The following is a 13,865-nucleotide window of genomic DNA, read 5'->3' on the forward strand; positions in this document are numbered from 1 at the left end:
CGATCATTCAGGAGGTCACGTGGACGCCAAGTTCACCACCCGGTCCCAGGAGGCCCTCGGCGACGCCATCCAGCAGGCGTCGGCCGCGGGCAACCCGCAGCTCGAGCCCGCGCACGTGCTCAACGCCCTGCTCCAGCAGGAGGGCGGCGTGGCCAACGGGCTGCTCGACGCCGTCGGCGCGGACCGCACCGCGCTCGGCCGTGCCGTGCGCGGCATGCTCGTCGGCCTGCCCGCCAGCAGCGGCTCCACCGTCGCCCAGCCGTCCGCGTCGCGCGGCACGTCGACCGCGCTCGAGGCCGCCTCGTCCGAGGCCCGCTCGCTCGGCGACGACTACGTCTCCACCGAGCACCTGCTGCTCGGCCTCGCCACCGGCCAGTCCGGCGTCGCCGACGCCCTGCGCGCGCAGGGGGCGTCCCGCGAGGCGCTCGCCGCCGCGCTGCCGACCGTCCGCGGGTCCGCGCGCGTCACCACGCCGAACCCCGAGGGCACGTACAAGGCGCTCGAGAAGTACGGCGTCGACCTCACGCAGCAGGCCCGCGACGGCAAGCTCGACCCCGTCATCGGGCGCGACTCCGAGATCCGCCGCGTCGTGCAGGTGCTGTCCCGGCGCACCAAGAACAACCCCGTCCTCATCGGCGAGCCCGGCGTCGGCAAGACCGCGGTCGTCGAAGGGCTTGCCCAGCGGATCGTCGCCGGGGACGTCCCCGAGTCGCTGCGCGGCAAGAAGCTCGTCGCGCTCGACCTGGCCGCGATGGTGGCCGGTGCCAAGTACCGCGGCGAGTTCGAGGAGCGGCTCAAGGCCGTGCTCGCGGAGATCACCGGGTCCAACGGCGAGGTCGTCACGTTCATCGACGAGCTGCACACCGTCGTCGGCGCCGGAGCGGGCGGCGAGGGTGCCATGGACGCGGGCAACATGCTCAAGCCCATGCTGGCCCGCGGCGAGCTGCGCCTCGTCGGCGCGACGACGCTCGACGAGTACCGCGAGCGCGTCGAGAAGGACCCCGCCCTGGAGCGCCGGTTCCAGCAGGTGTTCGTCGGCGAGCCGTCCGTCGAGGACACCGTCGCCATCCTGCGTGGGCTCAAGGAGCGGTACGAGGCGCACCACAAGGTCACCATCGCCGACTCCGCGCTGGTCGCCGCCGCGACCCTGTCCGACCGGTACATCACCGGCCGCCAGCTGCCCGACAAGGCCATCGACCTCGTCGACGAGGCCGCGTCACGCCTGCGCATGGAGCTCGACTCGTCGCCCATCGAGATCGACGAGCTCCAGCGTGCCGTGACCCGGCTCGAGATGGAGGAGGTCGTGCTCTCCGAGTCCGACGACCCTGCCTCTCAAGATCGCTTGGACCGCCTGCGCAAGGATCTTGCGGACCGCCGCGAGGACCTCGCGTCGCTGACCGCGCGGTGGGAGAAGGAGAAGGCCGGGCACAACCTCGTCGGCGACCTGAAGGCGCGCCTCGACACGCTGCGCTCCGACGCGGAGCGGCTGCTGCGCGAGGGTGACCTCGCCGGTGCCGCGCGCATCCAGTACGGCGAGCTGCCCGCGCTGCAGGAGCAGATCGCGGCTGCGGAGGCCGACGAGGAGGCGATCGACGCCGCTCCCGAGGCCCCGCCGATGATCGCCGAGAAGGTCGGACCCGACGAGGTCGCCGACGTCGTCGCGCAGTGGACCGGCATCCCCGCCGGGCGGCTGCTGGAGGGTGAGACCGCCAAGCTCCTGCGCATGGAGGAGGTCCTCGGGGAGCGGCTCATCGGGCAGCGGCCCGCGGTCGCGTCCGTCTCCGACGCCGTCCGCCGCTCCCGCGCGGGAGTGTCCGACCCCGACCGGCCCACGGGCTCCTTCCTGTTCCTCGGGCCCACCGGCGTCGGCAAGACCGAGCTGGCCAAGGCGCTCGCGGACTTCCTGTTCGACGACGAGCGCGCGATGGTCCGCATCGACATGTCGGAGTACGCCGAGAAGCACTCGGTCGCCCGGCTCGTCGGCGCGCCCCCCGGGTACGTCGGGTACGAGGAGGGCGGGCAGCTGACCGAGGCCGTGCGCCGCCGGCCGTACTCGGTGGTCCTCTTCGACGAGGTCGAGAAGGCGCACCCCGAGGTGTTCGACGTGCTGCTGCAGGTGCTCGACGACGGCCGCCTGACCGACGGTCAGGGCCGCACGGTCGACTTCCGCAACGTGATCCTCGTGCTCACCTCGAACCTGGGCTCGCAGTTCCTGGTGGACCCGATGCTGTCCGCCGACGAGAAGCGCGAGGCGGTCATGTCCGCGGTGCGCTCGTCGTTCAAGCCGGAGTTCCTCAACCGTCTCGACGACGTGGTCCTGTTCGACCCGCTGTCGCTCGACGAGCTCGGGCACATCGTGGAGCTGCAGGTCGCCGCGCTGGCGAAGCGCCTCAAGGACCGGCGCCTCACGCTGGAGGTCTCGCCCGCGGCGCGCGAGTGGCTGGCGCTGGAGGGGTACGACCCCGCCTACGGTGCCCGGCCGCTGCGCCGGCTGGTGCAGCGCGAGATCGGCGACAGGCTGGCCCGGCAGATCCTCGCGGGGCAGGTCCACGACGGGGACACGGTGGTGGTCGACCGCGGCGAGGACGGCCTGGTGGTGGGCGGCTGACCGTCCGCCGATCCCCACCACCGGCCCGACGTGCTCGTGTCGGCCTGGCATCCTGGGACGCATGACGACCGAGGCTCCCACCAGCGCGAGGTCGGGCGGCTACGCCAAGGGCCGCGCCACCCGCGAGGAGATCCTCGACGTCGCCATGCAGCTGTTCGGCGAGGTCGGGTACCGCACCGCGTCACTGCGTGAGGTGGCGGCGCGTGTCGGGATCTCCCACCCCGGATTGCTGCACCACTTCGCCAGCAAGGCGGTCCTGCTCGCCGCGGTGCTCGAGCGTCGCGACGAGGTGGACGACACCGCGTTCGAGGCCGATCTCGACGCGGGGTACGACTACGTCGACGCGCTGGTGCGGGTGATCGAGCGCAACGCGTCGCGCCCCGGGATCGTCGAGCTGTTCGCCACGCTGTCCGCGGAGGCCACGTCCCCGGACCACCCCGCGCACGCCTACTTCCAGGAGCGGTACCGACGGGTGGTCGACGGGGGCCGCGCCGAGTTCGAGCGCCGCCGCGTCGCGGGCGAGCTCCGCCCGGGGATCGACCCGCTGACCGCGTCCCGCCTGACGGTCGCGGTCATGGACGGCCTGCAGATCCAGTGGCTCCTGGCGGCCGACGCCCCGGACGACCGCCTGGACATGGCGATGACGCTGCGCGCCCACGTGGCCACCCTGCTCACGGACTGAGCAGGAGCCGTCGCGCGACGCGTGCGCCCGTCAGCCCGCTGCGGCCTGGGCGACCAGCGTGTCCAGGACGTCGCGGTCGAAGCCGGACAGGCCGAAGTCGGCGATCACCTTGGCGGGCATCTGCAGGATCATCGCCTGCATGGTGTCGTCCAGCGGCGGCGTGTCTGCGGGCGGCACCAGGGCGGCCTGCAGGAGCGGCCCGCCGACGGGGTGCGCGAACCACTCCGCGACCGTCGACATCGGCGTGAGCTCACCCCACAGCGGCTCGCCCTCGACCGTGAGCGACACCGACCCGCGCAGGTCACGCGACGACGCCCCGACCTCGACGACGAGCTCGCCGCCCTCGACCACCCAGCGTCGCAGCCCGGGGTGCCAGTACGAGAGGTCGCGCGCTACCAGGTCGAACGACACCTGCCGGGACTCGCCGGGCTCCAGGTGCACCTTGGTGAACGCCTTGAGCTCGCGCGTCGGGCGCAGGACGGACGCCTCGGGGTCGCGCACGTAGACCTGGACCACCTCGGCGCCCGCCACCGCGCCGGTGTTGGTGATCGTCGCGGTCACGGTGACGTCCGTGCCGGCGGCGGAGGCGGTGACCGCGTCGTACGCGAAGGTCGTGTACGACAGCCCGTGGCCGAACGGGTAGGCGACGTCCATCGCGCGGGTGTCGTACCAGCGGTAGCCCACCAGGACGCCCTCGCCGTACCGGACGACGCCGGCCTCGCCGGGGAAGTTCCCGAACGCCGGGGTGTCCTCGATGCGGTGCGGGACGGTCTCGGTGAGCTTGCCGGACGGGCTGCGGACGCCGAGCAGCAGGTCCGCGACGGCCGAGCCGCCCGCCTGGCCGCCGAGCCACGTCTCGAGGATCGCCGGGGCCAGGTCGCGCCAGCCGGACACGCCGACGGCCGACCCGTTGGCGAGCACGACGACGACCCGGGGGTTGACCGCGGCGACCGCGCGCAGCAGCGCGACCTGGTTGTCGGGCAGGCCGAGGCGCGGCCGGTCGTAGCCCTCGGACTCGTCGGGACCGGGCAGCCCGAGGAACGCCACGACGGTCCCGGCGCCGCGCGCGACAGCCACGGCCTCGGCGAGGAGGTCGTCGTCCGACCCGTCCGGCCCGCCCGCGATGGTGAACCCCGCCGCGAACGGCACGTCCGCGCCGACCGCCCGCAGCGCGTCGAGCGGGGCGTCCAGCCGGGTCGGCTTGACCTGTGAGGACCCGGCCCCCTGGTAGCGCGGGGTGCGTGCGAACTCGCCGACCACGACGACCCCGTCGGTCGAGGCGAGCGGGAGCAGCCCGCCGTCGTTCTTCAGCAGCACCGACCCGGCGGCGGCGGCCTCGCGGGCCAGCGCGTGGTGGGCGTCGACGTCGTACGTGTCCTGCGTGGACAGGGCGGGCAGGCTCTGCGCGACGAGCCGGAGCACGCGCCGCACGGCCACGTCGAGCACCGCCTCGTCGAGCGACCCGTCGCGGACGGCCGCCACGACCTGGTCGTCGGGACGCGTCCCCGCCGACGGCATCTGCAGGTCGAGCCCCGCCGCGAGCGCGGGCACCCGGTCGTGCACGGCCCCCCAGTCGGACACGACGAGGCCCTCGAACCCCCACTCGTCGCGCAGGATCGCGGTGAGGAGCTCGTGGTGCTCGGACGCGTACGTGCCGTTGACCTTGTTGTACGCGCACATCACGGTCCAGGGCTGGGCCTTCGTCACGACGCGCTCGAACGCGGGCAGGTAGATCTCGCGCAGGGTGCGCTCGTCGACCTCGGCGGACACGCGCATGCGGTCCGACTCCTGGTTGTTCGCCGCGTAGTGCTTGAGCGACGTCCCGACGCCCTGGCTCTGGATGCCGCGCACGAGCGCGGCGCCCAGCTCGCCGGCGACCACCGGGTCCTCGGAGACGTACTCGAAGTTGCGGCCGCACAGCGGGGTGCGCTTGATGTTGACGCCCGGGCCCAGCAGGACGGAGACGTCGTTCGCGCGCGTCTCGCGGCCGAGCGCCTCACCGACGCGGGTGAGCAGGTCGACGTCCCAGGACGAGCCCAGCGCCGCAGCGGTGGGGAAGCACGTGGCGGGGACCGAGTCGCCCAGGTCCAGCTGGTCGCCGTCGTCCGCGGGCTTGCGCAGGCCGTGCGGGCCGTCGGAGACCATCACCGCGGGGACGCCCGCCCGCTCGACGCCCTGGGTGTGCCAGAAGTCGGAGCCGGACGTCAGGGACGCCTTCTCCTCGAGGGTCAGCTGAGCCAGGACCTGGTCGATGGTGCGCTCGACGTCGAAGACCTGCGACATTGCCGGGTACCTCCTCGGTGGGGTGCGTCGCCGCCACCCTAGCCGATTACCTACCACGTGGTAAGTGTCAGGGGACCTGCGCTGTCCGGTCCAGGAACGAGCCCGTGATCCCGCCGCCGTCGAGCACGGCCAGGCACAGGCCCACCCGGTCGCCGTCCGCCCACGAGCGCTCGGTCGGCGACCACGTCACCGTCCGCACCCCGGCGGCGACCTCGTCGGCATCGAGCACGCACGCGCGGGCCACCCGGGCGTCGGCGGACTGCTGCCCCGGCCACACCGCATCCGGGGCGAACGTGAACTCGGTGACCACCTGAGCCTCGTGCGGCTCGGCGCACGGGACCACCCGGACGGTGTCCACCGGTCCGTCGTCGGGCACCGTCAGCACGCAGTTGCCCGTGACCAGCTGCTGCGCACGAGCGTCCCGCGCGGCGGGCACGTCCGCCGGCAGCGGACGCGTGGCCATCACCGTGAGCACGGCGACCGTCACCCCGACGACCAGGGCGACCGTCCCGACGACGCCGAGGACGGCGCCCGCGATCGCGAGACCGCGCCCGCGGGTGCGCCGCGACGCGATCCGCCGGAACGCCACGACCGCCAGCGCCAGGGCCACCGGACCGAGCCCGAGGATCCCGGTGACCAGCGACCAGACCGCAGTCGGCTCGACCGTGGCGCGTGGCTCCGCCCACCCGGGCGCGTAGTGCGTCTGCGGGTAGCCGTCGGTGTCGCGAGAGTCGCTCAGGACTACGCCCCAGCGCCTGCGAGCTGAAGGGTGCCGCTCACGGCGGACCCGGTCATGCCCGCCGTGTCGCCGTAGTAGACGCAGTAGGCGGACGTGACACCGTCGGCGAAGTCGTCGGGGTGCGGGTAGTAGAGCTCGATGGTGCCGTCGGCGAAGTAGTCGGGGACGAGCGACTCGGTGAGGGCGTCACAGGCGTCCCAGGCGTCGTTGAACGCCGTGTCGTACTCGTCCTCGGGGTCGAGGCTCACCGCGGCCGACATCGGGACGAGCGCGACGACCTCGGCCTCGTGCGGGACGGCGCAGTCGACCGGGTCGGTGTCCGCCATGTCGTACTCGTACGAGTACGTGGTCAGGCAGGTCCCGGCGGTGAGGTCGGTGCGGAGCGCGAAGTCGGGCAGCGCGGAGCCCGTGTCCCCGCTGGTGGCGCCGTCGTCCGTGCCGTCCTGGTACCCCTCCTCGAACCCCTGCTCGAACTCGTCCCAGAAGCCCGACGAGCTGCCCGCGCTGGCGAACAGCGCGAGGACGAAGATGATGTACGCGACGATCGCGAGCAGCCACAGGATCCCGAACGCACCGATGGTGATGCCGGCGATGGCCCACCCGCGGCCCGCCTTGCCGTTGACCTTGATCCGACGCAGCGCCGCGATGCCGAGCCCGAGCCCGACCGGGCCCGGGAGCCCGCCGAGGAACAGCAGGCCGGCCGTGCTGGTGACGAACGACGCGATCGCCATGCCCTCGGTGGGCGGCGTGACGTAGGGCTGGCCGTACCCGTAGGGCTGCGCACCGTACGGCGGCGGCGCCTGTCCGTACCCGGGCGCGCCGTACTGGGGTGCTCCGTACTGCGGCTGCGGTGCTCCGTACTGCGGTGCTCCGTACTGCGGCTGCGGAGCCCCGTACTGAGGGTGCGGTGCCCCGTACTGGGGCTGCGGGGTCGTGTACTGCGGCGCGGCACCGGTCTGCTGCTCGCCGTAGGGCATCGGTGCCGGGGCGGGGGCGGCCGCCGGCAGAGGCTCCGTCGGCGGCACGCCGGAGGGCTCGGTCTCCGCGACCGGCGTGCGGACGGCCTCGTACCCGCTGGGCGGGATGGGGGCCGTCGGGGCCGGGTCGGGGACGGCGTAGGGGTCGGGAACCGGAGCCGGCCCCCCGGGCTCGTTGCTCATGCGCGCACGGTAGCCCACGGTGCACCCGCGAGGACGACCCTTTCCACAGACATCACCCCGCGATGTCGAGCACGACCGGCACGTGGTCGGACGGCGCCTTGCCCTTGCGCTCGTTGCGCTCGATGCTCGCGCCGGTCACCCGGGCGGCCAGGGCGGGCGTCGCGTACGTGAGGTCGATGCGCATGCCCTCGTTCCGGGGGAACCGCAGCTGCTGGTAGTCCCAGTAGGTGTAGGTGTGCTCGGCGGGGAGGTGGACGCGGGAGACCTCGGTGTAGCCCGCGTCGGCGATGGCGGTGAACGCGGCGCGCTCGGCCGGGCTCACGTGCGTGCGGCCGGCGAACCAGCCGATGTCCCAGACGTCGGTGTCGAGCGGTGCGATGTTCCAGTCGCCGACCAGCGCCACCTGCGCGTCGGCGTCGTCGGCGAGCCAGCCCTGGGCCGCGTCGCGCAGCCGTCCCAGCCAGTCGAGCTTGTACGCGTAGTGCGGGTCCTCGAGCTCGCGGCCGTTGGGCACGTACAGGCTCCACACCCGCACGCCGCCGCACGTCGCCCCAAGCGCCCGCGCCTCGGCGGCCGCCGGGTCTCCCCACGTCGGCATGCCGGGGAACCCGACCTCGACGTCCTCGATGCCGACCTTCGAGATGATCGCGACGCCGTTCCACTGGCTGAAACCGGTCGTCGCGACCTCGTAGCCGAGCGCCTCGAACCCCTCCCGCGGGAACTGGTCGTCCTTGCACTTGGTCTCCTGCAGGGCGAGGACGTCGACGCCCGTCCGCTCCAGGAAGGCGAGGGCGCGGTCCGCTCGTGCACGGATCGAGTTGATGTTCCAGGTGGCCAGACGCATGGGGCAGGACGCTACCCGGCGCCACCGACGCCGCGGGGAACCGGACCTTTCGGACATCCGGGTGTTGAGCGGGACGAATCGCTCCCCTACTGTGCAGGACACAAGTCCAACAGGAAGGCACCAAGGTGGAGCACGCGCTCACCGGCAGGCGCGCGCTCGTCACCGGCGGCGCCTCGGGGATCGGCCGCGCCGTGGCACTCGCCCTGGCCCGGGCGGGGGCCGACGTCGCGGTCACGCACCTGTCGCACGACGCCACCGACGTGGTCACCGCGATCAAGGAGACGGGACGTGTCGCAGCGTCGTTCCAGGTGGACCTCCGGCTCAGCTGGGACGTCGACAAGGCCGTCACCGACGCCGCGGCGGCGCTCGGCGGTGGTATCGACATCCTCGTCAACAACGCGGGCGGACCGGTCGACCGGCGCAAGGTGCCGGGGATGGACGACGCCCACTGGCACCGCGTGCTCGACCTGAACCTGTCCTCGGCGTTCTACGCCAGCCGCGCCGCGCTCGCGGTCATGCCCGACGGGGGGCGCATCGTCACGATCGGCGCCCAGGCGGCGCGCAGCGGCGGTGGCACGGGGATGGTCGCGTACACCACGGCCAAGGCGGCGATCGAAGGGTTCACCCGGGCGCTGGCCCTGGAGCTGGGGCCGCGGCAGATCACGGTGAACGTGGTGGCTCCGGGCTTCGTCAGCGGTACCCCGCTGCACGCGGCGCTCACCCCGGAGCCCGCCCAGCGCGCCGCGGTCGTCGCGTCCCCCCTGCGCCGGGCCGGCACGCCCGACGACGTCGCCGGCGCGGTCCTCTACCTGGTGTCCGACGCGGCGGCGTTCGTGACGGGCACCGTGCTCGACGTCAACGGCGGAGCCCACTACAGCTGACCCGTCTCCCCGGCGCCCGCGCACCGCGGACGTCGGCGTGCCCCGGCGTCAGGAGTCGATCGCCGTCGGCCAGCCGCTGACTGCCGACCAGGCCCAGGTCGCCACGTCCTGCGCGGGGGGCAGCGGGTCGCGTTCCAGCCAGGCGACGAGCACGCCGATGACCGACCCTGCGAGCGCCGCCGCGGCGATCGGCAGGGGCAGCCCGGACAGGGCCGGCGGTGCGCCGTGCAGCTCGAGGCCTTCGAGCGCGAGACCGCTGATGCGCCGACGCAGCCGTGTGACGGCGACGGGCGACCCGTGCTCGCCCAGCGCGCTGCGGTACAGGCCGACGTTCTCGGCGACGTGCGTGGCGTACCGGACCAGCACGTCGGGAGGGCCCTCGGAGCCTGTACCGGGGTGGATCTGGGAGAGGTCCGCGCCCACGAGGGCGGCCTGCGCGTCGAGGGCGTCGGCCAGCAGCGTGTCGGTGTCGGGGTAGTGCTGGTAGAAGGTGCTGCGGTTGACCGTGGCCCGGTCGGCCACGTCGGCGACCGAGATCTCATCGAGGCTGCGTTCCCGTGCGAGCGAGAGCAGGGCATCCTGGAGCAGCCGCCGCGTACGCAGCACTCGCGGGTCCACCCGGGCGCCTTCGTCCTGGATCGTCACCCGGCCCATGATGCCACCGACCAGTAACCGACACCTGTCGGGTATCCTGCACCGTCGACCAAGGAGTGAACATGGCACGCGTGCTGGACCGTCTGGGCCGGGGAAGCTTCCGCCACCGCTGGATCGTGCTCGTCGCGTGGCTGCTGGTGCTCGCCGCGGCCGCGTTCGGGGCCGTCGCGTCGGGGCTGAACATCTCGGACTCGTTCTCGATCCCCGGGACCGAGTCCCAGCGGGCCCAGGAGCTCGTCGCGGAGCGGCTGGGTGACCAGGCCGCCGACGTCGGCTCGGACAGCAGCATGTCCGCCCAGCAGGGTGGTGACACCTCGAGCGCGCGGGTCGTCGTCGCGGCTCCCGAGGGCGAGTCGTTCCTCACCGGGACCGGGATCCCGGACGTGCTGACCGCGCTCGCGCCGGTCTCGAGCGCGGAGGACGTCGTCGCGGTCTCCGACCCCGTGACCGCCCAGGCGGTCGCCCCGGACGGCAGCGTCATGTACGTCGACGTGTCGTTCGGCGTGGGTGTCGACGACATCCCCGACGCCACCACGACCGCCCTCGAGGACGCCGCGGCGAGCCTCGAGGGCGACGGGTACGAGGTCGCGCTGGCCGGCGGTCCGTTCACCCACCCGCTCGAGCTCGCGGGGCCGATGGAGGCGATCGGGCTGGTCGTCGCGCTGATCGTGCTCGTCGTGACCTTCGGGTCGCTCCTCGCGGCGGGCATGCCGATCCTCACCGCGCTGCTCGGCGTCGGCATCGGGGTCGCGGGCGTGCTGTCGCTGTCGGGGATCGCGGACATCTCCTCCTCGACGCTGACGCTCGCGCTCATGCTCGGCCTCGCGGTCGGCATCGACTACGCCCTGTTCCTGCTGTCCCGGCATCGCCAGCAGCTGGCCGACGGGATGGCGCCGGAGGCGTCGGCCGGTCATGCGGTGGGCACGGCGGGCAGCGCGGTCGTGTTCGCCGGGACCACCGTCGTCATCGCGCTCGCCGCCCTGACCGTGACGGGCATCCCGTTCCTGTCGGCGATGGGTCTGGCCGCGGCGGCCACGGTCGTCATCGCCGTCCTCGTGGCCATCACCCTGCTGCCCGCGATGATGGGCTTCGCCGGGGAGCGTCTGCGCCCGCGCGGTCGCGCCGCCCGGCAGGCCGAGAAGTCGCGCACCGCGCAGAACCGGTGGGGCGTCTTCACCACGTCGCACCCCGTCATCACGCTGCTCGTCGCGGCGGCCGTGCTGCTCACGATCGCGGTGCCCGCGCTGAGCATGCGACTCGGCCTGCCGAACGCCGGTCGTGAGCCGGAGGGCTCGGGCGACCGCGCCGCCTACGAGATGCTCGCCGACGGCTTCGGCCCCGGCTTCAACGGCCCGCTCGTGGTCCTGGTCGACGCCGCCGACGACCCGTCGGCCCTGGCCGGTGCCGTCGAGGAGGTCGTCGGGTCCGTCTCGGCCCTGCCCGACGTCGCCTACGCGGCTCCGATCGCGGCGCCCGGCGCGGCCGAGGGGGCCGAGGCTGCTCTCGTCGTCGTCATCCCGACGGGCGCCCCGGACTCCGAGGAGACCGCCGACCTGGTGCACGCGATCCGTGACGCCCGCCCGGACATCGAGACCTCGACCGGCACGCAGCTGTGGGTGACCGGCGCCGCCGCGGCGAACATCGACATCACCGAGAAGCTCGCGGACGCGTTCCCGCTCTTCCTGCTCATCGTCGTCGGGCTCGCGATCGTCCTGCTGATGGTCGCGTTCCGGTCGCTGCTGGTGCCGGTGACCGCGGTGCTGGGATTCCTGCTGACGATCGCCGCCTCGTTCGGTGCGACGACCGCCGTTTTCCAGTGGGGCTGGCTGGCTCCCGCGTTCAACGTCGACTCCACCGGCCCGCTGCTCAGCTTCCTGCCGATCCTGCTGGTCGGTGTGCTGTTCGGGCTCGCGATGGACTACCAGGTGTTCCTGGTCTCCCGGATGCGTGAGGAGCACGTGCACGGCGCCGAGCCGGTCCCGTCGGTCCGCATCGGGTTCGCCCACGGTGCCCGCGTGGTGCTGGCCGCTGCACTGATCATGATCTCGGTGTTCTCGAGCTTCGTGTTCAGCGGATCGGCCCAGATCGGCCCGATCGCGTTCGCGTTGGCCATCGGGATCGTGTTCGACGCGCTCGTGGTCCGCATGACCATGATCCCGGCGGCGATGGCCCTGCTCGGGAGGTCCGCCTGGTGGATCCCGCGCTGGCTCGACAAGGTCATCCCCAACGTGGACATCGAGGGTGCGGCGCTGGAGCGCGCGGGCTCGCACGCCGCTCCGGGACCCGTCGACGAGGTGCCCGCCGTCGCCCACACCCACGCGACGCACGGCACGCACGCGGCGCCGACCGACCCGCCCGGGTAGGACGAAGGCCGGGGTGCCTCGTCGCACCCCGGCCTCCGCCCAGCCTCCGCTCAGACGGTCAGACCACGTCGTCGTCGACCCAGTCGAAGGTCTTGGTGACGGCCTTCTTCCAGAGCCGGTACTGCCGGTCGCGCTCGTCGTCGGCCATCTGCGGCTCCCACCGCTTGTCCTCGGCCCAGTTGTCGATGACGTCCTGCTCGCCGTTCCAGAACCCGACGGCGATCCCGGCCGCGTAGGCCGCACCGAGGGCGGTGGTCTCCGCGACCTGCGGGCGGATGACGGTGACGCCGAGGATGTCGGCCTGGAACTGCATGAGCGTCTCGTTGGCGATCATGCCGCCGTCGACCTTCAGCTCGGTCAGGTCGACGCCCGAGTCGGCGTTCATGGCCTCCAGGACCTCACGGGTCTGGAACGCCGTCGCCTCGAGCGCAGCCCGGGCGATGTGCCCCTTGTTGACGAACCGGGTCAGGCCGACGAGCGCGCCGCGGGCGTCGGACCGCCAGTACGGCGCGAACAGACCCGAGAACGCCGGCACGAAGTAGGCGCCGCCGTTGTCGTCGACGGTCTTGGCCAGGTCCTCGATCTCGGGTGCCGACGAGATGATGCCGAGGTTGTCGCGCAGCCACTGGACGAGCGAGCCGCTCACGGCGATCGAGCCCTCGAGCGCGTACACGGTCGGCTGGTCGCCGATCTTGTAGCAGACCGTCGTCAGCAGACCGTTCTTCGACGGGACCGGCGACGTGCCCGTGTTGATGAGCATGAAGTTGCCGGTGCCGTACGTGTTCTTGGCGTGGCCCACCTCGAAGCAGGCCTGCCCGAACGTGGCCGCCTGCTGGTCGCCGAGGATGCCCGCGATCGGGACGCCCGGGACCATGCCGCCCTCGCGGCCCTTCCCGTACACCTCGGACGACGACCGGATCTCCGGCAGCATCGACAGCGGGATGCCCATGTCAGCGGCGATCTCCTCGTTCCACGTGAGCGTGTCGAGGTTCATCAGCATGGTGCGCGACGCGTTGGTCGGGTCGGTGACGTGCACGCCACCGTCGACCCCGCCGGTCATGTTCCACAGGACCCAGGAGTCGGTGTTGCCGAACGCCAGGTCACCGGCCTCCGCCTTGGCCCGGGCGCCCTCGACGTTGTCGAGGATCCACTTGACCTTCGGGCCGGAGAAGTACGTGGCCAGCGGCAGGCCGACCTTCGCCTTGTACCGGTCCGCACCGCCGCCGAGCGCCCCCAGCTCGTCGGCGATCTTCTGGGTGCGCGTGTCCTGCCAGACGATCGCGTTGTAGACCGGCTTGCCGGTGGTCCGGTCCCAGACGACCGCCGTCTCGCGCTGGTTGGTGATGCCGACCGCGGCGAGGTCCCGGTAGGTGAGGTTGGCTCGGGTCAGCGCGAGGCCGACCACCTCACGGACGTTCTTCCAGATCTCCTCGGCGTCGTGCTCGACCCAGCCGGCGCGCGGGAAGATCTGCTCGTGCTCGATCTGGCCGGACTCCACGATGTGTCCGGAGTGGTCGAAGACGATCGCGCGGGAGCTCGTGGTGCCCTGGTCGATGGCAAGGACGTACTTGGTGTCGGGCATGGTGAAGATTCCTCCGGGTGGTTCGGGTGGCCCGGACGGCGCTCGCGGGGGGTGTGGAGCGCCGCCCGG

General features: G+C 72.8%; 10 protein-coding genes. 4 read left to right on the plus strand and 6 right to left on the minus strand.

The features are described 5' to 3' along the window. The first annotated feature begins 19 nt into the window (after positions 1–19). Positions 20–2,608: an ATP-dependent chaperone ClpB gene (gene clpB / locus ASF78_RS11685; protein ID WP_056589222.1), complete on the plus strand. Its 2,589-nt coding sequence runs from the start codon at positions 20–22 to the stop codon at positions 2,606–2,608. A gap of 61 nt (positions 2,609–2,669) precedes the next feature. Continuing rightward, positions 2,670–3,290, plus strand: coding sequence for a TetR/AcrR family transcriptional regulator (locus ASF78_RS11690; protein WP_056589224.1), 621 nt, complete (start codon positions 2,670–2,672; stop codon positions 3,288–3,290). A gap of 30 nt (positions 3,291–3,320) precedes the next feature. Here the strand turns inward: ASF78_RS11690 and ASF78_RS11695 are convergent, their stop codons facing one another. The 4 genes from ASF78_RS11695 to ASF78_RS11710 form a co-directional block, all read right to left on the minus strand. Further along, positions 3,321–5,573, minus strand: coding sequence for a glycoside hydrolase family 3 C-terminal domain-containing protein (locus ASF78_RS11695; protein ID WP_056589227.1), 2,253 nt, complete (start codon positions 5,571–5,573; stop codon positions 3,321–3,323). A gap of 67 nt (positions 5,574–5,640) precedes the next feature. Then, positions 5,641–6,396, minus strand: a complete 756-nt coding sequence (locus ASF78_RS11700; protein ID WP_369816337.1) for a DUF4190 domain-containing protein — start codon at positions 6,394–6,396, stop codon at positions 5,641–5,643. Next, a complete protein-coding gene (locus ASF78_RS23405) occupies positions 6,315–7,472 on the minus strand; it encodes a DUF4190 domain-containing protein (protein WP_156374145.1) in 1,158 nt (385 codons plus the stop codon). Before ASF78_RS23405 ends, ASF78_RS11700 begins: the two co-directional genes overlap by 82 nt. Before the next feature lie 52 nt (positions 7,473–7,524). Next, a complete protein-coding gene (locus tag ASF78_RS11710; protein WP_056589231.1) occupies positions 7,525–8,316 on the minus strand; it encodes an exodeoxyribonuclease III in 792 nt (263 codons plus the stop codon). A gap of 125 nt (positions 8,317–8,441) precedes the next feature. On the opposite strand from ASF78_RS11710, the gene ASF78_RS11715 reads away from it, so the two are divergent. Beyond that, the gene (locus ASF78_RS11715; RefSeq protein ID WP_056589233.1) at positions 8,442–9,197 is read left to right on the plus strand and encodes an SDR family NAD(P)-dependent oxidoreductase; all 756 of its coding nucleotides are present in this window, start codon (positions 8,442–8,444) and stop codon (positions 9,195–9,197) included. A 48-nt stretch (positions 9,198–9,245) separates the two neighbouring features. Here the strand turns inward: ASF78_RS11715 and ASF78_RS11720 are convergent, their stop codons facing one another. Continuing rightward, positions 9,246–9,842 (minus strand): TetR/AcrR family transcriptional regulator, encoded by a 597-nt coding sequence (locus tag ASF78_RS11720; protein ID WP_162243355.1) that lies wholly within the window; start codon positions 9,840–9,842, stop codon positions 9,246–9,248. 71 nt (positions 9,843–9,913) lie between these two features. Here ASF78_RS11720 and ASF78_RS11725 point away from each other — a divergent pair, with 71 nt between their 5' ends. Then, positions 9,914–12,214: an MMPL family transporter gene (locus ASF78_RS11725; protein WP_082495085.1), complete on the plus strand. Its 2,301-nt coding sequence runs from the start codon at positions 9,914–9,916 to the stop codon at positions 12,212–12,214. Positions 12,215–12,272: 58 nt separating this feature from the next. Here the strand turns inward: ASF78_RS11725 and glpK are convergent, their stop codons facing one another. Then, positions 12,273–13,796, minus strand: coding sequence for a glycerol kinase GlpK (gene glpK, locus ASF78_RS11730; RefSeq protein WP_056589240.1), 1,524 nt, complete (start codon positions 13,794–13,796; stop codon positions 12,273–12,275). Positions 13,797–13,865: the final 69 nt, after the last annotated feature.

This window comes from Cellulomonas sp. Leaf334 (assembly GCF_001424195.1).
Classification (GTDB): domain Bacteria; phylum Actinomycetota; class Actinomycetes; order Actinomycetales; family Cellulomonadaceae; genus Cellulomonas.